At 43.3% G+C, this 21,087-nt stretch carries 24 protein-coding genes; 12 read left to right on the top strand and 12 right to left on the bottom strand.

Translation table 11 applies throughout. The annotated features are described in order from the left end of the window. Positions 1-428: 428 nt before the first annotated feature. Positions 429-1,400, bottom strand: coding sequence for an ROK family protein (locus FD17_RS11985; protein WP_057826414.1), 972 nt, complete (start codon positions 1,398-1,400; stop codon positions 429-431). A gap of 32 nt (positions 1,401-1,432) precedes the next feature. Next, positions 1,433-1,594, bottom strand: a complete 162-nt coding sequence (locus FD17_RS13355) for a hypothetical protein (protein ID WP_164479013.1) — start codon at positions 1,592-1,594, stop codon at positions 1,433-1,435. 145 nt (positions 1,595-1,739) lie between these two features. Here FD17_RS13355 and FD17_RS13350 point away from each other — a divergent pair, with 145 nt between their 5' ends. The 3 genes from FD17_RS13350 (at position 1,740) to FD17_RS11975 (ending at position 3,403) form a co-directional block, all read left to right on the top strand. Beyond that, on the top strand, positions 1,740-1,910 hold the full coding sequence (locus FD17_RS13350; RefSeq protein WP_013728796.1) for a hypothetical protein: 171 nt from the start codon (positions 1,740-1,742) through the stop codon (positions 1,908-1,910). 78 nt (positions 1,911-1,988) lie between these two features. Next, a complete protein-coding gene (map, locus tag FD17_RS11980; protein WP_057826413.1) occupies positions 1,989-2,783 on the top strand; it encodes a type I methionyl aminopeptidase in 795 nt (264 codons plus the stop codon). 119 nt (positions 2,784-2,902) lie between these two features. Beyond that, positions 2,903-3,403 carry a phosphatidylglycerophosphatase A family protein gene (locus FD17_RS11975; protein WP_057826412.1) on the top strand — a complete coding sequence of 167 codons (501 nt, stop codon included), beginning with the start codon at positions 2,903-2,905 and terminating at the stop codon, positions 3,401-3,403. Here FD17_RS11975 and FD17_RS11970 read toward each other — a convergent pair. Then, positions 3,400-4,032 (bottom strand): DNA-3-methyladenine glycosylase, encoded by a 633-nt coding sequence (locus FD17_RS11970; RefSeq protein ID WP_057826416.1) that lies wholly within the window; start codon positions 4,030-4,032, stop codon positions 3,400-3,402. The two genes, FD17_RS11975 and FD17_RS11970, sit on opposite strands and share 4 nt — an antisense overlap. Positions 4,033-4,062: 30 nt before the next feature. Between FD17_RS11970 and FD17_RS11965 the strand changes: the two genes are divergently transcribed. Further along, positions 4,063-4,431: a DUF488 domain-containing protein gene (locus FD17_RS11965; protein ID WP_057826411.1), complete on the top strand. Its 369-nt coding sequence runs from the start codon at positions 4,063-4,065 to the stop codon at positions 4,429-4,431. Here FD17_RS11965 and pgmB read toward each other — a convergent pair. Continuing rightward, on the bottom strand, positions 4,413-5,087 hold the full coding sequence (gene pgmB, locus FD17_RS11960) for a beta-phosphoglucomutase (RefSeq protein ID WP_057826410.1): 675 nt from the start codon (positions 5,085-5,087) through the stop codon (positions 4,413-4,415). The two genes, FD17_RS11965 and pgmB, sit on opposite strands and share 19 nt — an antisense overlap. Before the next feature lie 71 nt (positions 5,088-5,158). Beyond that, entirely contained in the window at positions 5,159-5,599 is a 441-nt protein-coding gene (locus FD17_RS11955; RefSeq protein WP_057826409.1) for a VOC family protein, read from the bottom strand. Between the two features lie 178 nt (positions 5,600-5,777). On the opposite strand from FD17_RS11955, the gene FD17_RS11950 reads away from it, so the two are divergent. Further along, positions 5,778-6,344, top strand: coding sequence for a DUF2179 domain-containing protein (locus FD17_RS11950; protein WP_057826408.1), 567 nt, complete (start codon positions 5,778-5,780; stop codon positions 6,342-6,344). Here the strand turns inward: FD17_RS11950 and FD17_RS11945 are convergent. Then, positions 6,341-7,243, bottom strand: a complete 903-nt coding sequence (locus FD17_RS11945) for a ribonuclease H family protein (RefSeq protein WP_057826407.1) — start codon at positions 7,241-7,243, stop codon at positions 6,341-6,343. The genes FD17_RS11950 and FD17_RS11945 overlap by 4 nt on opposite strands. Before the next feature lie 124 nt (positions 7,244-7,367). Here FD17_RS11945 and FD17_RS11940 point away from each other — a divergent pair, with 124 nt between their 5' ends. After that, the gene (locus FD17_RS11940; protein WP_057826406.1) at positions 7,368-7,865 is read left to right on the top strand and encodes a hypothetical protein; all 498 of its coding nucleotides are present in this window, start codon (positions 7,368-7,370) and stop codon (positions 7,863-7,865) included. Positions 7,866-7,936: 71 nt separating this feature from the next. Here the strand turns inward: FD17_RS11940 and codA are convergent, their stop codons facing one another. After that, complete coding sequence (gene codA, locus FD17_RS11935; RefSeq protein ID WP_057826405.1) at positions 7,937-9,178, bottom strand: cytosine deaminase; 1,242 nt, start codon at positions 9,176-9,178, stop codon at positions 7,937-7,939. A 127-nt stretch (positions 9,179-9,305) separates the two neighbouring features. On the opposite strand from codA, the gene FD17_RS11930 reads away from it, so the two are divergent. Next, a complete protein-coding gene (locus FD17_RS11930; protein WP_420864826.1) occupies positions 9,306-10,661 on the top strand; it encodes a TrkH family potassium uptake protein in 1,356 nt (451 codons plus the stop codon). 640 nt (positions 10,662-11,301) lie between these two features. Continuing rightward, positions 11,302-11,967: a potassium channel family protein gene (locus tag FD17_RS11925; protein ID WP_057826404.1), complete on the top strand. Its 666-nt coding sequence runs from the start codon at positions 11,302-11,304 to the stop codon at positions 11,965-11,967. A gap of 44 nt (positions 11,968-12,011) precedes the next feature. Here FD17_RS11925 and FD17_RS13520 read toward each other — a convergent pair whose 3' ends face one another. After that, positions 12,012-12,134: a hypothetical protein gene (locus FD17_RS13520; protein WP_013728814.1), complete on the bottom strand. Its 123-nt coding sequence runs from the start codon at positions 12,132-12,134 to the stop codon at positions 12,012-12,014. Positions 12,135-12,296: 162 nt separating this feature from the next. Here FD17_RS13520 and thiD point away from each other — a divergent pair, with 162 nt between their 5' ends. Further along, positions 12,297-13,133 carry a bifunctional hydroxymethylpyrimidine kinase/phosphomethylpyrimidine kinase gene (thiD, locus tag FD17_RS11920; protein WP_141737018.1) on the top strand — a complete coding sequence of 279 codons (837 nt, stop codon included), beginning with the start codon at positions 12,297-12,299 and terminating at the stop codon, positions 13,131-13,133. 49 nt (positions 13,134-13,182) lie between these two features. On the opposite strand, the gene FD17_RS11915 is transcribed toward thiD, so the two are convergent. From FD17_RS11915 to FD17_RS11900, 4 genes are all read right to left on the bottom strand, one after another. Beyond that, positions 13,183-14,151, bottom strand: a complete 969-nt coding sequence (locus FD17_RS11915) for an aldo/keto reductase family protein (RefSeq protein WP_057826402.1) — start codon at positions 14,149-14,151, stop codon at positions 13,183-13,185. Between the two features lie 390 nt (positions 14,152-14,541). Beyond that, positions 14,542-16,533: a cation:proton antiporter gene (locus FD17_RS11910; protein WP_057826401.1), complete on the bottom strand. Its 1,992-nt coding sequence runs from the start codon at positions 16,531-16,533 to the stop codon at positions 14,542-14,544. A gap of 406 nt (positions 16,534-16,939) precedes the next feature. After that, positions 16,940-17,119 carry a hypothetical protein gene (locus FD17_RS11905; protein WP_057826400.1) on the bottom strand — a complete coding sequence of 60 codons (180 nt, stop codon included), beginning with the start codon at positions 17,117-17,119 and terminating at the stop codon, positions 16,940-16,942. Between the two features lie 3 nt (positions 17,120-17,122). After that, positions 17,123-17,821 (bottom strand): NAD(P)H-dependent oxidoreductase, encoded by a 699-nt coding sequence (locus FD17_RS11900; RefSeq protein ID WP_057826399.1) that lies wholly within the window; start codon positions 17,819-17,821, stop codon positions 17,123-17,125. A 101-nt stretch (positions 17,822-17,922) separates the two neighbouring features. Here FD17_RS11900 and FD17_RS11895 point away from each other — a divergent pair, with 101 nt between their 5' ends. The 3 genes from FD17_RS11895 to FD17_RS11885 all read left to right on the top strand — a co-directional run bounded on the left by FD17_RS11895 (position 17,923) and on the right by FD17_RS11885 (position 21,037). Beyond that, complete coding sequence (locus tag FD17_RS11895) at positions 17,923-18,345, top strand: OsmC family protein (RefSeq protein ID WP_057826398.1); 423 nt, start codon at positions 17,923-17,925, stop codon at positions 18,343-18,345. Between the two features lie 257 nt (positions 18,346-18,602). Beyond that, entirely contained in the window at positions 18,603-20,645 is a 2,043-nt protein-coding gene (locus FD17_RS11890; RefSeq protein WP_057826397.1) for an ATP-dependent Clp protease ATP-binding subunit, read from the top strand. Positions 20,646-20,833: 188 nt separating this feature from the next. Then, positions 20,834-21,037 (top strand): cold-shock protein, encoded by a 204-nt coding sequence (locus FD17_RS11885; protein WP_013728822.1) that lies wholly within the window; start codon positions 20,834-20,836, stop codon positions 21,035-21,037. Positions 21,038-21,087 lie beyond the last annotated feature (50 nt).

Below are 21,087 nucleotides of genomic sequence, written 5' to 3'. Positions count from 1 at the left end.
ATGCGGTTTCTAAGGTAACTTTGGTTTAAACCCTGGTTTTGGGTTTGAATCAAAGTTGGCTTAGAAGTTAGCATCTGGGTCGTCGAAACACGTTTAGTGAGCGACGAGACCTGGTTGGTCCCGGAGCATAAGTAAAAGACACTAATGATGAACGAACTTTGTTCATCGTTGGTGTCTTTTGCTTATGTAGCAGGGACCAGGGTCGTCGCCAGGTAGGCTAGGCAGGCTTTCAGCCGGCCGTCGGAGCTGTCCTCAGAATAGTGAGCGACGAGCAATGGGAGATGCAGTTTCTAAGGATGCTTTGACTGAAACCCTTGAAGATTAAATTAAAGTACCTTTAACAGTTACCATCCATTTAAATACCAAACAACATTACCAAAAACAACCAACCCAAAAAGACATTCAACCATAACCGGTTGAATGCCTTTTTACATCGATCTATTTAATTTCCGACTAGCATACACTGCCGCACCGATCATTCCGGCTTCATCACCCAACTGCGCCATTGACACCTTGCATGCATTTTGGGCAACCTGCAACGAATGATGGGCAATGGTTTCGCGAGTGTCCTTGAACAAAGCTTCACCCGCAGCCGACACCCCACCGCCTAAGATGAGTTCTTCAGGGTTGTACAAGTTGATGACATTGCTCAGACCAAATCCCAACAGCTCGCCGGTTTCTTTGAACACTTCTGTGGCCGTTTCATCACCCTGGGCAACAGCTTTCGAAATCAGCTTCGTTGTCATCTCTTCACCTTGCACCACCCACTGACTAACGATGCTCGTTTGTCCTTCAGAGAGTTTGTCGTGCATCGTTTTGACTATTCCCCGTGCAGACACATACCGTCCTAAACAGCCGGAACTGCCGCATGCACATGGTCGTCCGTGTCGATACATGTTCATGTGACCAATCTCCCCCACGCTGTTCGATGCACCATACAACACATGACCATCGATCATCACAGCAGCCCCAAGTCCGGTACCAATCGCGACCAGGACGACATTTTGATGACCTTTTCCAGCCCCAAAAGTGGTCTCACCATATAGATGAACTCGAACATCGTTATCAATGAAGACCGGTTTGCCCAGCTTATTCTGAAACCATTGAACAACCGGAACATTCTGCCAATCGGTAAAGTTCGGCGAAAAAATGGAAATGCCTTTCTGGATATCCATCTGGCCGGGAATGCCAAATCCAGCTGCAGCAATGTCATCTGACGTGACACCGGCATCGGCCATCAAATCTTCACAGGATGACCAAATCCGGTTCAGGACTGCATCTGCCCCCTGCTCTTCATGTGTCGGTCTATGTACTTTCTTAACTGTTTGAAAACTATCCGCAAACAATCCAGCTTTAATGTTTGTGCCGGCAAGATCGACACCCAGATAATATTTTGTCATTACGGTCACCTCCGGATCCACTCACGATTATTTTATTTGCTATGATAATACCCAATCAAACTAAACAAAGCTTCCAAAAACATCCCGAGGACCATCAGATACATGACCACCATGTTCATGCCCATATACAAAAGGATGCCCATTACGAAATACAACAGTACAAAGAACCAACGCAACCAAATATTTTTAACCATTTTTATCCCCTCCTGTTATCATTATAGGTCTTACATTAGAATCTTTACAATCTACAAACAAAACATTTGTAAAAATTCCGATTTAATGTAAACTATTGATTATTAGGATATAATATAGATAAAGAGTAATTGGAGAGGTGATACCATGAACTTAACAGAATATCTTCATTCACAACTCAAGTTTTTAAATGATCAAATGAGTTCCGCTAAGAAAGATAAGGACGAAACAATGCAATACCTGGTTGATTCAAAGATCACAGAAGTTAAATTAATCTTGGAAGCCCTCCAAAAGGGAATCATTGATGGAATAAGTTAAAATGTGGCCGGTTGGCCATTTTTTATGTTTTAATAGACTAGTGCTTAATAAGATTGATTAAAAAAAGGAAGTAAAACATTGATTACATTAAAATCACCACGTGAAATTGAAAAGATGGCTGAGTCAGGGGCAGTTTTGGCCGGTGTTCATAAGGAACTCCGCAAAATGATCAAGCCCGGCTTGGATACTTGGGATATTGAATTGTTTGCCCGCCGTTATATTAAGGAACATAACGCCTACCCTTCAGAAATGGGCTTTGACGGCTACAAATTTGCCACATGTATTTCAATCAACGATGAAGTTGCCCATGGCATTCCCCGTAAAGGATTGAAGCTGAAGAACGGCGACATCCTCAAGGTTGATATGTGTGTTAACAAAGACGGCTTTGAAAGTGATTCATGCTGGACATACGCCGTTGGTGACGTGAGTGATGAAATCAAGAAATTGATGGAAGTTACCCGCAAAGGTTTATACCTCGGTATTGACCAAGCTGTTATCGGTAACCGTCTCGGTGATATTGGTAACGCAGTTCAGACTTACGTTGAAGACGAAAACCACATGGGTGATGTCCGTGAACTGATCGGCCATGGTATCCAGCCTTCAATCCATGAAGAGCCAAACGTTCCTGCATATGGTGTCCCAGGTCAAGGCCTTCGTTTAAAGGAAGGTATGACCATCACCATCGAACCAATGGTTAACACAGGTACATGGGAAATTGCCGATCGTTACGACAAGAAAGATGACTGGACTTATTACGTCTCAGCTGATGGAACTCCTTCAGCTCAGTACGAACACACTTTGGCAATCACCAAAGATGGTCCTAAGATCTTGACTTCTCAAGACCCTGACATTGATGCTAAATATTTACTTTAATATCAAATTAAACAAAACGGCCGGGAATTTGTCCCGGCCGTTTGTTTATACTAAAATGAAATTATAGAACTCATTAGGCACCAATTTGTTCCATCTTTTGTAAAGAAAGGAATGATATCATGAACAACAAAAATTTTAGATTTCCTGACACCGCTGCCTACAAATTTGTAACTGAGACGCTCAAAGAACGTGGTGTTACATATGAAGATATCGCCGAAATGGCCTACAATCTTCAAAAAGAATATGTCCCCAATATCCAAATGGAAGAGGTCAAAAAAGATACCCTTGATGTCCTCCACAAGCGGGAAGTTTTGAACAACGCCATGGTTGGCTTGGAACTTGATCGACTGGCCACGGAAGGCAAAATCAAGGAACCTCTTGAAAGTATTATCATGAACGACTCCGGCGTCTTCGGTGTTGACGAAGGGATTGCCCTTAACATTGCCAATATCTATGGCACAATTGGCATTACCAATTATGGTTATATCGACCGTGAGAAAACCGGGATTACAAAAAAATTGGACGAAGCCAAAGACGGCACATCCAATACATTTATTGATGATATTGTCGGCGCCATCGCAAGTGCGGTGTCAGCTAAGATTGCCCACCGAAACAATTAGCACCAACCGTGCGTATCCAAATTAACATCACGTTTCTTGATTCCTGAAACATAGGGATTGCCCTTAACAAAATATCTCAGCGGCTTGGTTGCCCAACTGCCTTGATTTGCGACCCCAATTCGATTGGATTCTTCAATTAGAGCCGGGGTCTTTTTATCTCGCTGATGGATGTTCAATTTACTATCACCAAAGATTTCCATGTTCATTGTTTTGTCGCTGATACCAAAAGCTTCCATCAGCTTTCCGGGACCGTTGGTTAAATCGACGCCATGGCGGGTCCGGTTATGTTCCATGATATCCAAGCCGATTGTTGGCTCAATGGCTCGGATGAGCACTCCTTGAGGGGTATCTTTTTCCTGAGCTGCCACATCCAGCAGATATCGCCCATGGATGGAATAGATGTACACTGTACCCGGAGGACCGTAAAGCGGCTCGTTGGAAGCAGTCCGCCTACCTTTAAACGCATGGGCAGCAGAGTCTTTTTGCCCCATATAGGCTTCAGTCTCAACAATCCAACCGCCGACGCGTCCCTTTGGAGAATCATATGTAAGCAGCATCCCCAACATCTGTTTGGAAATCTGGTCAGTTGTGCTGCTGGAATAAAATGGGTCTTGGTCCAAATCAACCATCCCTTTCAAAATAATAATGGAGGTCATCATATGGAATTAAAATTAGAGCGAATTTATGATAAACCACAAGATTTGTCAGGTTACCGAGTCTTAGTCGACCGCTTATGGCCACGGGGAATTTCAAAGGTCAACGCTAAGCTCGATGAATGGGAAAAAGAAATTGCCCCATCAAAAGAATTGCGCAAATGGTTCTCACATGATCCTGAAAAATTTCCGGATTTCAAAACCAAGTATATCGCAGAACTTGACGACAACCCAAAGACATCGGATTTTATCAAATTAATCGGTGAACATTTAAAAACAACTAATGTCATTCTCCTCTACGGTGCCAAAGACCGCGAGAATAATCAGGCAGTCGTCTTGAAGCATTACTTAACCGATCACTTAGGCCAATTCTGACGGATATTGGTCAAGGTCAAATCTTTGGTCGAAGTGAAGTTGATATCGGCCATGGACAACACCTTCGGATCACCGATACCAATTGAAACAACGTTGGCAGCGTTAATTGATTCAACGCCAACGATACCATCATCAATGCCGATGCACTGATCCACATCCAGGTTCAGCATTTCAGCCGCCTTCAGATAAACATCGGGAGCCGGCTTGTTATGTTTGATTTCCTTAAGATCAACGATCAGTGGAAAATAGTCTTCCAAATCAAGCTTTTTAATTTCTTTAGGCGCATTTGCCGATGCGGAGGCAATAATCATTTGATAATCATTTTGGCGCAATTCAGCCAAAAAATCATGAATCCCCGGTAAAATATCTTTCGGGTTCATAATCTCAAGCATTTGCTGATAAATATCATTCTTTTTATCAGCAAATGCTTCTTTTTCTTGCTCGGAATACCGGTTCTCCATTCCCCCTGATTTAAGAATCGCATTAAGTGAATCAATTCGGTCCCGGCCTTTGATGGCTTCTTCCAGTTTGGAACTCCACTGAATCCCGATACTTTCAGCTACCTGTCGCCAGGATTTACTGTGATAGAGCCAGGAATCGGTAATAATGCCGTTGAGATCAAATAATACCCCTTTGATGTTTGAAAAGTCGGTCATTTTAAGCACCCCTTTGTAAAAAAAGAACCGAAAACAATAATCATGTTTTCAGTCCCAACCACTGCCTTGAACTACTTTACCGCGTTAAAAATCCATGTGATGCCATACTTGTCTACAATCTGTCCGTACTTGTTGCCGGACGATTTCTTTTCAAAAGTTACAATTACTTTGACTTCTTCGGATTCGACAACCCGCTCATATAAATCCTGAAGATCGGAAAGCGCATCGGAATCGTGCAGGTCAACTTCAAACATTAACGAAATCAATGATGAAACAACGGGCTTGCCTAAAAAGCTGTCAGCACAAAAAACCTGCTTGCCTAAAACTTTAAAGCTTGCCTGGAGTGTAAGGTCGTCGAGATTGACATCCGCATTAAGTGACATGTCTTCTGCCTGTTTTTCAGTTGGTGATTCGCGCTGAACATCCGTGATACCAAAGACAGTCTGATAATAATCCAAGGCTTCCTTGGTGTTTTCGAATGTCAGATATGGGATTAAATTAATATTATTCATTAGGTCAGCAACCCTTACTTTTTAATATTATTCAAATCATAGAATACCGTTAAATACAATAGTTGTCAACGTTAACAATTTATCAATGCCTATTCCAATAGGATATAGCGTCCTTTTTAGTAATATCATTTGCAAAAGTGATAAACTAAATATAAAGCAATCGGGAGGAAAACAATTAATGAAACTTGCAGTCACAATTTTTGTATTAAACGCTTTATACATTTCGATTAATACCTTCAGAACCATGCTGGTTGTTAAAGGCCATCAATTCCTGGCACCAATCGTGGCGGTCGGTGAAGAGTTCATCTACGTGATGGCCCTGGCCATTGCCCTGCAGCACATTGACAGCCCATTAAACATCGCCGCATATGCGGTCGGGTTTGGGGTTGGTATTTACATCGGAATCATCATTGAAGATAAAATTGCGCTTGGCTATGTCAACTTTGAAGTTACCGTTCAGATTGATCCAACCAACCCAATTCACGCCCATAATGAACAGCTGGCTGAAAAGTTGCGGGACCTGGGTTACGGTGTCACTGTCAGCCGTGCTGAAGGCCGTGCCGGTGCCCGGCTGGTTCTCAGTATTCTGGCTCCACGAAAAGCAGATCGCCGGCTGATGGAACAAATTAAAGAAATCTCCCCGGATGCTTTTATCATGGTTCAAGAACCGGTCCAATTATCCGGTGGCTTCTGGAGTAAAGAAGTTGATCGCCGTTATCACTCAACCAATCATATGCATCATTAATCGTTGTCATCATCAAATAATCCAAGCTGCTTGAGGCTCTCTTCAATATCACTGACTGAAGTGCTGGTCCGTGGTCCCTGCTTGGACTTTTTGATAGGTGCCCGGTCCTTAGTGTGGCTGGGCTTGTTTGCCGGTTGGTTAATCGGCTGATGAGTTCCAGTTGGCTGAGGACTTTTTTTGCCCATTTTATCCATCGTTTTGTTCAACAAATGGTCGACAAAGATATTGCCTTCGTCATCCGCATGGCCCTTGGTCCAGTAATACTGAATCTTTTGGAAATGGCTGAGATTGGCATCAATGCTCTGCCACAATTGTTTATTCTGGAGCTTTGAGCCGTCTGCCTTGGTCCAACCACGACGACGCCATCCGGCAAGCCATCCCTTTTGAATTGCGTCTAGGACGTACTTAGAGTCCATTATGACGTCGATTTGGTCATCCTGCATATCTTTACTCCGGAGATACTTAAGTGCCTCCAGAAGGGCCATAATCTCCATTCTGTTGTTGGTGGCACCAAACTCACCGCCGGACTTTGAATGTTTCTGATTACCTTCTTTAATCAGAAATGCCCAAGCGGCCTTATCGCTGGCTTTGACGTGTCCACCACGGACATTGCCGTGATTTCTGGAGCCTCCGTCAGTATATACAATGACTTCACCACGATAATCGGCTGCATCATTTTTTATTTTACTTTTGGGATGAGATTTATGTTGCTTATGTGATTTGTGAGATTTAAGGGGACTTGTGGAATTTTTCTGGCCACCCAAATATGCTTCGGCTTCTGAACGGGTCTTGAAGCTCTTATATTGCGCACCGGAAAATCCCTTAACCTTTTTTTCTGCTTCCGGCCAGGTTGTGAAAATCCCAGTCTTTCTTCCTTTTTTGACTGCATAATATTTCATGAAAATGACGGCTCCTAATGTAAAAATTTAAGAAAAAATGTTAATTATTATTTATAATGTTTCTATCTACTTTGCAATTAGATAAATCTATGCGAAAATGTTAAATAAAGGGGGCAAATTTAATATGACCCAAACTAAAGCCACATTGATCACGGTTGAAGAGGCCAAAGCGCTTCTAAAAGACCAGTCTGATCAAATAAACGAACGTTTTCCCCGATTAAAAAAACAAGGTAAATACATTTTACCTGATTATCGGTTAACAAGGAAACGCGAAGCTTTCAAAATTCGAAAGCATACATTTTTACAGCGCCACGCCCGTTCTTACGTTGCATTTGACTCCGAGAATGGTCAGACGCTTTGGATGCACAACTTCCCAAGTCTGACTGAAGCCTTGTTCTGGTTGGATACTGGCCTTAAGCCCACCGATACCGACACCAACACTTCATACAAATCTTGGAAGGATCTGCACGAAGAAGACATCACTGCCCTCAAAGACATTTTGAAGGAACGTTCCCGGAAACGCAAGGAAGCCGCTGCCGCTAAGAAAGCTGCAATGGTTCCCAAGAAAAAGCCGGCTGCAGTTAAGAAGTCGACTGTCGTGAAGAAAAAGAAAGCCAATTAGGCTTGATTAAAAAATACACTGAGTTCATTTCTGAAAGAAATCTTTCAGGAGTAACCTCAGTGTATTTTTTGTTAATCGTTAAAATGATTTGTAACCTGCTTTGGCTTTGTTTCAACCAAAATTTTGCCATCGTGAATCGAGTATAGAATTTCTGAGCGTTCGTTGAGAGCGTTATAGAAGTTATTATTGTTCATAATAATACAGTTAGCAGGCTTGCCAACCTTGATGCCATAATGGCCGGAAACATGCATCGCTTTTGCGGCGTTGGTGGTAACAAATTGATATGAATTCATAATATCGTCGTAACCCATCAAATGCCCAACGTGGATTCCCATCTCAACCGGATCAAGCATATTACCGTTGCCCATTGGATACCAAGGATCTTTGATGTCATCCTCACCAAATGCGACATTAATCCCATCTTCAGATAATTCCTTTACCCGGGTCATCCCCCGACGCTTTGGATACGTATCGAAACGGCCACCAAGATTGGTGTTAACCAACGGATTGGCGATAAAGTTAATATGAGACATTTTAAGCAGCCGGAACAATTTGTAGGTGTAAGCATCATTGTATGAACCCATGGCGGTCGTGTGACTGGCCGTCACTTTATCGCCCATGCCGCTTTCAAGTGCCAAAGTAGCCAGAACTTCGAGGTTGCGGGATTCCGGATCATCAATTTCATCACAATGAACGTCGACTAACTTACCTTTGCTCTCGGCAACCTTCATCAAGAACTTCAGCGATTCGACACCGTAGTCACGGGTAAACTCAAAATGAGGAATCCCGCCGATGACGTCGGCTCCCATGTCGGCTGCAGCAATCATTAATTCCTTACCGTTGGGGTAGGATAAAATTCCTTCTTGTGGGAAAGCGACCAGTTGTAATTCAACTTGGTCGGCAACTTCATCTCGGACTTCAATCAAGGCTTTCAATGCGGTCAAATCCGGATCAGTCACGTCAACGTGGCTTCTGACAAACTGAATACCGTTGGCAACTTGAATCTTAAGGGCTTTCTTGGCCCGAGTCTTCACATCGTCAATTGTGAGCTTTTTCTTTCGCTCACTCCAAATTCGAATACCGTCAAAAAGTGTCCCGGACTGGTTCCATTCAGGATCACCGGCAGTTTGGGTGGCATCCAGATGGACATGCGGATCAACAAATGGTGGAAGTAATAATTTGTCCGTCGCATCGATAACCTGTTCGCCATCCGTCGGCTCAATTGAAGGACCAATTTTAACGAACTTGCCGTCTTCAATTTTGACGTCGCTGGTTTTTTCAGCGTTTTCAATATGCACATTTTTTATCAGCATAAAATCTATCCCTCACAATCACGTATTTAACAATATTATAGTCTATTTTTGCCATGGAGTTGGGTGGATTCTGGGAATGTGCGATAATACAGGTGTAATTCATTTTAGAAATTAGCAGTTTTGCTAAGTGAAAGGTTCTGATTCATTGAACTTGAAGACCAGGTTGGCACTGCCGCAGATATTAACATTGGGATTCTTTATCATTATCCTCGTGGGAACTTTTTTGTTGTCATTACCAATCTCTAGTAAATCCGGTCACATGACCAGTTATATCAACGCGTTTTTTACCGCGACTTCGGCCACCTGTGTCACAGGAATGACGGTGGTGAACACTGCTTTACATTGGAGCATCTTTGGCAAAATTGTGATTTTGATGCTGGTGGAAATTGGGGGCTTGGGTTTTATGACCTTTGCCGTTCTGCTGTTTGTTTTCATGCGACGAAAAGTTGATCTGACCACTCGCTTGCTGACGCAACAATCATTGAACTTGTCGTCGTTTGCCAATACCAGCACGGTTGTTTTTTTGGTTGTTCGAATTTCATTGGCAATTCAAGTGTTGGGCACCGGATTGATATTCATCGATTTCTATCCCCGCTATGGCTTTGTGAAGGGCTTGGGGTATAGTATTTTCCATTCAATCAGTGCCTTCTGTAACGCCGGCTTTGATTTGTATGACAACAGTCTTGAGCGGTTCCAAAACGATCCATACCTGTTGTTTGTCCTGACTATTTTGATTATTTCAGGTTCACTGGGGTTCCTGGTCTGGAAAGATATCATCTTCTATCACGAAGACCACCGATTGAGCCTGCATACCAAATTAGCCCTGACGACTTATTTGGGATTGATTCTCCTCAGCTTTGTTGTGTATATGCTGACTGAGGGTAATTTTAGCCAAGGAAGCCATTTGACGACATTCCAACGCATCATGAATACTTGGTTTTTGGCTGTAACCCCACGAACGGCAGGCTTTTACACGTTGCCGGTCACCCACATCACGATGGGCGGTACGTTCTTTACGATGATCTTGATGCTAATTGGTGGAACCCCAGGGTCAACCGCCGGTGGTATCAAAACCACCACGGTCGGAATTCTGCTGATCAGAGTGTGGTCAACTCTCCGTGGAAAGCGGGACGCAACGTTTTGGGGCAGACGTTTCAGTAACGATAATGTCACCCGATCACTTTCACTGGTCTTTCTGGTTGCAGTCGTCTTATCGATAGCGACCATGATACTAACATTCACTGAAACAGTTCCAAAAACACAGGGACTCGAATATATTATGTTCGATGTCGTCTCGGCATTTGGAACAACCGGATTCAGCCTGGGCCTAGTCGCCCACTTGAGCGTCATCGGCAAATTGATCTTCGCCGTATTAATGTTCATGGGAAGAGTCGGAATCTTCACTGTGATGTATTCACTGTTAACGTCAAAACGACCGGAAGATGCGTTCAGGTATCCGGAGGAGAATGTGATGATCGGGTAAAGAGTGCTGAGCAGAGCGGTTAGTAACCGCCAAGTAGGCTAGGCAATTTCATGGCCGTCGGAGCCTAAGCTGACTTTGGGGGAAATCGAGTTTGATTTCTCCCGAAGTTGGCTTAGGTGCAGGTTACTGCTCTGGGAAGCACGTTTCGGTAAGAGTGTGAGCCAAGCCGGTTAGCTACTAGGCATTGTCACGCCGTCGGAGCATTTATGTAATAACAAGTTTCAATGCGGGTTTCGCATTGGGACTTGTTATTGGATAAAGCGGAGGAAGCTGGCTTGGGGAACACGTTTCGGTAAGAGTGTGACGAGACCCGGGTGGCCCCGGAGTGTAAGCCTGAAATTGTGATGATGAACGGTTTTAGTTCATTATCACAATTTCAGANCGGAGGAAGCTGGCTTGGGGAACACGTTTCGGTAAGAGTGTGACGAGACCCGGGTGGCCCCGGAGTGTAAGCCTGAAATTGTGATGATGAACGGTTTTAGTTCATTATCACAATTTCAGACTTACACAGTAGGGGTCAGGGTCGTCGGAACACGTTTCAGAGGACGAAGGGAGCAGTAACTAACATAAAAGCTTCATACCTTATATAACCAAAAGAATCTAAACCACAAATGAACCAACAAAAAAAGGAGCACCCCACATGAAACAAAATTACGCCGTCATCGGCCTCGGCCTTTTTGGTTCCAGCATCGTCAACACCTTACTGGAACACGATCAAGAGGTCTTAGTCGTTGATAAAAATGAAAATCGAGTCAATGAATTTCGGGACACGGCCACCGAAGCCATTGTTGCCGACACTCAAAATGAATTGGCTTTAAAACAGCTTGGAATTGGTAACTTTGACAACGTCTTTGTTGCCATCGGAACGGATTTGGAAGCCAGCATCATGACCACCATGATTTGTGAAGAACTGGGTGTCAAACACCTCGTATGTAAAGCTGAGAATGCCCGTCATGCCAAAGTCTTGGAAAAGCTGGGTGCGGATGAAGTCATTCAGCCTGAACGCGACATGGGCGAAAGGATCGCCCTGCACGTCATGGAACCGAAAATTCTCAATGACTTGAAGCTAAAGGGAGAATTGTCGGTTGTTGAATTCGAATTGACCAATCCAAAACTGTTTAATAAAACTCTCAATGAACTGAATTTAACAAATCGATATAAAATTTCTGTAATTGCCCTTTCTCACGCTGACGAGGAAGGTGCCATTATTCCAAATCAATCAACAATCACTAAAGCAGGTGACGTTGTGACCATCATTGGTACTGAAAAGGATGTTGAAGCATTCGAGGCCGTTGCAACAGAGTAAAAGAAAAGCCAACCGGAAAATTCCGGTTGGCTTTTTACAAACGATTACTTAGCAGGCTTTTGCTTCAAGAAATGTTGCAAGTCTGATAATTCTTTGTTTCGTTTGATATCTTTTTTACGGTTAACTGGACGACGTCCTTGTACGCCGTGTGGATGACAAATTCGCATAATTAGACTCTCCTTATTTTGTATTACGATTTCATAATTCCAATAGACTAAATTATTATAATACAACTTTAGGTCGGAACGCAAATCAATCTGCGGTTTCTGTATAATTTCTAATTAAATGTGGTATCCTTAATAATTAAATGAATAGTTGAGGTGATTAATTTGACAGAACAATACCCACAAGCATTGACAATTGCAGGCTCTGACAGCGATGGCAGCGCAGGCATGCAAGCTGATTTACATACATTTTTCAGGCGCCACATCTACGGGACCGCGGTTATGACCGCAGCGGTTGCCGGTAACAGCTATGGAATCCATGATTCTGTGACGCTGCCAACCTCATTTATCGACCAGGAGTTCAAAGACTTGGCCGACGATTATCAGGTTAAAGCAAGTAAAACCGGGATGCTGGCTGATACCGAATTGATCCGAACGGTCATCAAAAATTATCAAAAATACGACTTTGGTCCGTTGGTTGTCGATCCCGTTATTACCACTAAACACGGAAACATGCTGCTGGAAGAAAGTGCCTATAAGACGCTTCGTGACGAGTTGATTCCTTTAGCAACTGTCATCACCCCCAACTTCTTTGAGGCCCAAAAGCTGGCTGAGATGGAAATCAATACCAAAGATGACATGATCAAGGCCGCTCAAAAACTCAAAGATTTGGGTGCCGATAACATCATGATCAAGGGAAGCCATCACCATCCAGGTCAAAAAGAAGTGTCCGACTATGTGTTACTTGAGTCAGGCGAAAGCTTCTGGCTGACAGGTGACTTCTTCGATACCGATCGTAAAAACGGTACCGGAGACAGCCTTTCTGCTTGTATTGCAGCTGAATTGGCACGAGGCAACGATGTCGAGACTGCTGTTCGGATTGCTAAGAAGTTTGTGGATATTGCCATCGAAAACGAAATTCAAGTCGGTCACAAATTTGGTCCAATTAATCACTGGGCACCGGGATATCCGGATCCAGAAGACACTTCAACAGATAAATAGAAAATGAATCAGGCTGACCGAAAAGTTCAATATTGCGGTCAGCCTGTTTTTATCCGATGTGACGTTCAAACTTCTTGAATCCAAACAGCTTATCAATCCGGCCAAAGTATTCTTCCGGAATCTGTAAATCAACTGCTTTAAGATTATTTTCCAGTTGACTCGGCTTGCTTGCCCCGGTAATCAAACTGCTGATTCGAGGATCACGTTTTGTCCATGCCAGGGCAAAGGTTGCCAAATCAGTATCCAATTCGCCGGCCATTTTAATGAGTGCTTCAACTTTATCCAAATTGTCATCAGTTAACAACGCTTGAATCTGATCCTGGTATGTTGCTCTGGAACCCGCAGGAATCTTCTGACCCTTACGGTACTTCCCTGTTAACAGCCCTTGAGACAGCGGTGAAAATGGTACGATTCCCAATCCAAATTTGCCACAAACATCCATCAGTTCATGTTCAATGTAACGATCAAACATATTGTACTGTGGCTGAACGACTGACATTGGATGCAAGCCCAACTTTTGAATAACCAACTGAGCCTCCAAAATTTGAACTGGCCGCCACTCGCTGACACCATAGTAAAGAATCTTGCCTTGATCGACCAAATCACTCAACGCAGTTAACGTTTCTTCCAACGGGGTGTTGGGGTCAAAACGGTGGCAGAAGTAAAGGTCCAAGTAATCGGTCTGTAAGTTGGTCAATGACTGATCGATGGATTCCATAATATGTTTTCTTGAAAGGCCACGATCATTTACACCAGAACCTGTCGAGAAATAGACCTTACTTGAAAGAACGATTTCTTTACGCGGAAATTCTTTCAGTGCTTTTCCCAGAAATCGTTCAGCCGCCCCACCACTGTACGCATCGGCGCAGTCAAAGAAATTGATTCCCTTGCTATATGCGAGTTTCAAGCTTTGGTCGGCAAGATCCTGCTTTGCAGAATCGCTGACATCGGTCATCCAACTGCCCAACGCTAATTCACTTACTTTGAGACCTTGTTTGCCTAAATTTCGATACTTCATGATTTACCCTCTTTTATTTTTATTTCAAATTCACATCTTGAGTTTATATCTTCGAGTGTACTTGAAGTAAAGGTATTTTTTTGAATAGAGCGCAGACGGCCGCAAACATCGTGCAGCACCTAGTCCTGTGGGCGACGACCCTAATCGCTACACATAAGGCCAAAACGGCCATCAATGAACGATTCTTGTTCATTGATGGCCGTTTTACTGAAATATGGTGGAATTACTTTTTATCAGAATGTTATGTTCTGGGTTCTAGGCAATATAGCCGAAACGTGTTCGCCAAGCCAGCTTTCTCCGCTTAGTCCAATAACGGCCTTCAACGCAAAGGAGCGCGTTAAAGACCGTTATTACACTAATGCTCGGAAGCTAAACGGCTTGGCTCACACTCTAATCTCTGAACACCTCCGTATTCTGGAGATAATTCATTTCATCAATTGAAATTCGTGACTGTAATTTTTCTGCTAGGGCGGAATCAATCTTGCCGTTTTGCAGCGACTCTTGAATCAGCTCGTATTCACTATGGAAGGCTCGCATGAACATTTGGTACACGATGTTCATATCGACATCCTCCCCGTTGATTCTCCTATGCCGGGTTCGATAGAATCTTTTAACCATGTTGGTCTCAACACCGTTATCACCCTGTTTGGTTTTCAAGAAGTCCATAACGGCGTTGAAGCCAGCCTCTTCAATCGGCAAAATGTTTTCACCATGCTTTTCGAACTGTTCACGCCAGTAAACCTCTTCCAAGGCCACCGGGGCAGTCAGAAAAGCCTCCTGTGCCCGATTTAAATCCTTATACAATCTGCCAACGTGAAGACTAAATCTAATTCTCAGCAAAACATTTTTCCAGATTTTTTCATCTGCGGAAAAATTGTTTAAATTCAAGAACTTTGTATAATATGTCAATTCATCTTCTGAAATTTTGCCGTCATCAAACATCTGTTTAACCGTATTGAGTTCAACTCGATGGGCATCCCCCATCAGCTGCCTGCGCAGATGGAAATTCGGTGTACTATCGAGCACCAACTGCTGCTGCAGTGAATCAATGACAATTTGCGCTTCAGCTTGATGTTCTTTTTCTTTCAGAAGATCACTGATTGCTGCTTGAATCATCCGTTTGACCCAGCGATAACGAGGCTTTGCCTTATCTTGGGTTGGTAAAATAACCGGCACAAAAATTGTCGGCATTACTAAACTGGTCAAAATAACCACCGCGGCAATAAAAATCATAATGCCCCGGAACTCAAATGGCTGCCCGTTGACCGTGTTAGGCATCGAGAAGGCAAGTGATAAGGTAATTGTCCCGTTGGCACCACTAAGCGCCATGACGAGGCTGTCACGCCACTCATGGTTCGATTTAACACGACGTTTGATCATGTAACGGCTCCAAACCAGTCGCAGCAATCCTTTGGTAAGGTATACGCCGACACCAATCAAAATTAATTTAAAAATATTCAAATCCGGATTTGGTGACTGGTGCAGTGCCTTGATAACTTCCGGTAATGACAGACCCAAAAGCACAAACACTGTTCCAGACAAAACGCCGGATACGATCTCCCAGACATTGCTGGTAACCAGCTGCATCCGCGAAGACGTTAATCGAAGCTTTTCTCTCTCAGAACCCTGGACCAATCCGGCAGCCACAACCGCCAGGATGCCTGACAATGCTAATTTTTCGGCTAATAAATAAACCAAGAATGGCGACATCAGTTGAATCAGCACCATGATAAGCGGCGTATCGTCATTGTAGCGAATCAGGAACAATCGAGCACTGACAATGGCAACTCCGATCAGACTACCAAATAACAACCCACCCAGAAATTCCCAAAGGAACATGCCAACGGCGAGCTTTAATGAAAAGGTTCCGGAAACAAATGCGGTCAATGATAAATCAAACAGCACAATACCGGCTGCATCGTTGAACAATGACTCATGCTGCAGAATTCCGGCCTGCTCTTCAGCAATTGGATTTGCCTCGAAAATTGAATTAACCGCTGAAGCATCGGTAGGCGTGACAATCGCCAGCAGTGCAAAGCACAAGGTGAGCGGCAAAATGGTCATCGCCATATGCAGCCCTGATCCGACCGCCAATACGGTAACTAATACCAGCCCGACAGCCAGCGACAAAATGTTGGTGATTGACCGGCCAATCCAAAATCTCGAACTGTTCTGGGCTTCATTGAACAGCATCGGCGCAATAATTGCCAGCGCAAACGTCGAGGGATCCAGTTCAAAATTTCGATAAACTGGAAGTGCTGCCAATAATCCGCCCAATACAATCAGGAAAAACGGTAGGGGAATGACCGTAATATGCCGTGCCAATATATTCGCCAACACCACGGCTGCCAAGATGATGGTAAGTAGTAATACCATGTCCATTTGATTCACCCCTCACATTATTATCGGTTATAGTTTATCACTGATTGGATGAAAAAAGCCGTGGTGACACTTGGGGGTGTGTCTGCACGGTTTTTGCGGGTGGTGTGGGTTGATGGGCTCTGGGCTCTGGGCTTTGGGCTTTGGGCTTTGGGCTTTGGTTTACTGTTATTTGGATTAAATGTGCTCCGATGACCCAGGCCCTAACTTCTAAGGGTACTTTGATTCAAACCCAAGGCCAGGGTTTAAACCAAAGTACCCTTAGAAACCGGGCCTCCCGGGTCTCGTCGCACTCTAAACGTGTTCCCGAGAGCAGCAACCTGCACGTAAGTCAACTTCGGGTGAAATCAAACTCGATTTTCCCCGAAGTCCGCTTACGCTTCGGTTGCTAACCGCTCTCGCTCGCACTCTACCACTTGTCTGGGCTCCACACCCTTCCGTCCAGCTCATCTTGAGACTGCTGGGCTCTTTTTTCCTGTTCTTTTGTGAGCTCAATTGCCCCTTGGTAAATTGACTTGTTAATAAAGGATTGATCTTCATTTTTTAGCTCTGACAGCTGTTTGATCAACCACTCTGTCGTATCGTTCATCCGCTATTCCTCCTGATCCCGAATCATTTTGACGTCTTCTTTTAAGCTTTCCACATTATTCTGCTGATCCTCAATCGAATTGATCACCAAGTCGATTGCCTGCTGCTGATCATCGGTTTTACTTTCCTTGGTGGCCTGCAGTCGTTCCACCAGCCACTTTTCACGGCTCGCCAAACTTAACGGCATGTCCGCACTCAAATACTGCAGATAATCAACCAACAATTTTTCTTTCTGATCAGGATCCATGTAGGCGAACTGGTTCACAACAAACGGTTTCAAATATTGCATCCCTGCTTTATGGGCAAATGCCTGAAATGGACGCAGCAATTCTGAAATCGTGAACTGTTCGGCACCGCCTGCTTGAAAATCAGATTCAGTATCCCCGAGTGTGACCACAATGCCCAGTTCTTTAGTCTTCAATGATCGGTTGGCTACTATATAGTTTCGGGTAAAGACATCGTCCATAAATTGTTTCAGACTTGCCGGAGATGAATACCAATACATTGGAAACTGAAAAACGATCCTGTCAAAGTTCTTTAGAGCGGTCTGTTCCTTCTCAAGATCGATGCCGTCAGTCTCTGAATATAGTTCATCAATGACCTGATACTTCACATCATCAAGTGAGTAAAAACTGGTTTTCAAAAATTGCTGAGTACTTGAATCTTCGAATTTGGGATGGGAAATCAGTATGAGTGTTTTCATTGAATTGGTTAACCTTTCGTAAGCGTTTCTGTTTTGTTTGTCTACAAAATAACATATATTTAGAGTGTAAACCAAATCATAATTAAAGGGAGAAATTTATCATGGCTATTTATAATGTTCATACCACATTACGCGACATCGGCTCACAAACCATCAATACAGCCGGCGTTCACCAATTCGTTGCTGACGAACCAACCAAATTTCGGGGAACCGATGCCGGTCCCAATCCAGTTCAGTATCTGCTCGGTTCAGTTGGTGCATGTCTGGGTGCCAGTGCGGCATCGATAGTTCACAGTCCCAGTTCCCACGTCAAAATCGAAAAATTTGAAGTTGAGGTTACGGGTGAAACTGAACGCTTCCCGGATAAATCGTCACGAGTCAAAAGCATTCATGTCAAATTAACCTGTAAGACCAACTTGGATAAGGCCGGCAACGATAAATTCATCGAAGATACCATTCATCTGTGCACAGTCCATGACACGCTCAAAGATTCAGTTGAATTTACATTTGAAATAACTGACTAGCTGTACTTGATATAAGTTAAATAGCATTACTTAATTTGTTAGCACTTAATACAATTAAGTGCTAATTTTATTTTGAAATATTTTTTAGAACGTTGATATAAAGGCGTTTTATACATATAAATATTGAGCTAAAATCTTGAACACATTACAAATATATGATACTATATAGTTGTTCGAGAGGGGAATGAATGTTCGCCCCACTTGAACACTTTTTAAAATAAACGTTAAAAATCATTTAGAATACGGGGGTATTGCATATGAATAACGATATTTTTGGAACTAACGGTTTTGATGACATTTTCAACGACCCATTCTTCAGGAATGCGATGTCGGATTCCAACGGTCGTCAGCAATCAAATCAACAACCCATTCAAGTTCAAGAACGCAGGCCTCAACAAAAGAAAAGTTTGTTAGATGAATATGGAACTGATTTAACTAAAATGGCTAAAGACGGCAAGTTGGATCCGGTTATCGGCCGTGATAAAGAAATTGAACAGATGGAAGAAGTTCTCAGTCGCCGGACCAAGAACAACCCTGTCTTAATCGGTGAAGCCGGTGTTGGTAAGACGGCCGTTGTCGAAGGATTGGCACAAAAGATTGTCGCCGGCGATGTTTCTGAAAAGCTCCTCAACAAGAAGATCATCTCGATTGATGTTGTCTCCTTGGTACAAGGGACTGGTATTCGTGGCCAATTTGAGGAACGGATGAAGAAATTAATTGACGCCGTATCTAAAGATAAGAACGTCATTTTATTCATTGATGAAATCCATCAGATTATCGGAGCAGGCTCAACCGGTGAAGGTGACAAGATGGATGCCGGCAACATTTTAAAGCCAAAGTTGGCTCGTGGCGACTTCCAGTTAATCGGTGCTACTACCAGCAATGAATACCGTGATATTGAAAAAGACCAGGCACTTGCCCGTCGATTCCAACCAATCATGGTAAATGAACCAAGTGAAAAAGACACTTTGACCATTATCAAAGGCTTGGCTCCTAAATATGAGAAATTCCACCACGTTCAATATACTGCTGATGCTTTAAAGGCAGCTGTCACATTAAGCAACCGTTACATTCAGGATCGAATGAACCCGGACAAAGCGATTGACTTAATTGACCAAGCCGGTGCAAAGGTTGCCATGGGTTCATCTCTTACCAAAGACAAGTCAACTCTACAGCAGGAATCTGAACAACTTGAAAAAGACAAAGCCGCAGCAGCCAAGAAAGACGATTTCGAACAGGCTGCGAAGTTACGTGACAAGTTGGACAAAGTCGAAGAACAGATCAAGAATATCGACAATGGTACCAAGGTTGAAACACCAAAGGTTACTCCTGCCATTATTCAATCTGTTGTTGAACGAATCACTGGTGTTCCTGTGACTGATGTTAACAAGAACGAAGTTAACCAGCTGAATAATTTGGACAAGGACTTGAAGAAAGAAGTTATTGGCCAGAACAAAGCATTGGATGCTATTTCTGCCGCTATTCGTCGTAGCCGAGTCGGGTTTACTGAAGGTAACCGGCCAATCGGCAGCTTCCTGTTTGTCGGCCCTACCGGAGTTGGTAAGACCCAAACTGCCAAAGCACTTGCCAAAGAATTATTTGGTACCACCAAAGCCATGTTCAGATATGATATGTCAGAATATATGGATAAGATCAGTGCCAGCAAGTTGATTGGTTCTGCACCTGGTTACGTTGGCTACGAAGAAGGCGGCCGTTTGACCGAACAGGTTCGTCGTCACCCATACAGCTTGATTCTATTGGATGAAATTGAAAAAGCTCACCCAGATGTATTAAATCTGTTGCTGCAGATTTTGGATGATGGTCGTTTGTCGGATGCTCAAGGCCGAACCGTTGACTTTAGCAACACCGTCATCATTATGACCAGTAATGCCGGTCAAAACGACGTCGATGACAAAGAAAACGTCATTGACAGATTAAAGCCATACTTCAAGCTTGAGTTCTTGAACCGAATTGACGACATTGTTCAATTCAACTCATTAACCAAGCCTGATCTACTGAAGATTCTCGACTTGATGCTTGCTGATTTGAACCACTTAGTCGACAAGTCACGAGGTATTCACTTTGATGTAACCAACGATGCCAAGAATAAGTTAGTTGACATGGGTTACAGCAAGGAACTTGGCGCTCGTCCAATGCACAGAGTCATCACAAAGGAAATTACAGATAAATTAACAAATAGTTATCTGCAGAATCCGGACGCAAAAGACTTCAAAGTCGTTGAAGATAAAGATGCCATCAAGGTTGAACCTGTCGCTGTAAAGCAGGCACAAGCTTCATAAGTTTGAAAAAATCTCGATCTAATTTGACATTGAGTTAGGATGTTGGTATATTATAGCTAATGTGTTTAAGAGTTCGATTTTCAAAGGTATTTGTTTTATAGTTTTATGAAATAACTCCTTGGAATCACTGCAACTTGATGCATTAAAATATAATTATGCGCTAAAAGCGCAAGGAGGTTTCATATATTATGAAACAAGGTACTGTTAAATGGTTCAACGCTGATAAAGGTTATGGCTTCATTACTACTGACGATGGTGACGTATTTGTTCACTTCTCAGCTATTAACAAAGACGGCTTCAAGTCATTAGACGAAGGCCAAAAAGTTACCCTTGACGTTGAAGACAGCGACCGTGGACCACAAGCTGCTAACGTTACACCAATTGAAGACTAATTTATTAGTTTAAAATTTGGGCTCTTCGTCAACTGTTGTTGGTGAATCCA

It is taken from the genome of Lentilactobacillus sunkii DSM 19904 (genome assembly GCF_001435575.1).
GTDB lineage: Bacteria > Bacillota > Bacilli > Lactobacillales > Lactobacillaceae > Lentilactobacillus > Lentilactobacillus sunkii.
This window is presented reverse-complemented; position numbering and strand designations above follow the sequence as displayed.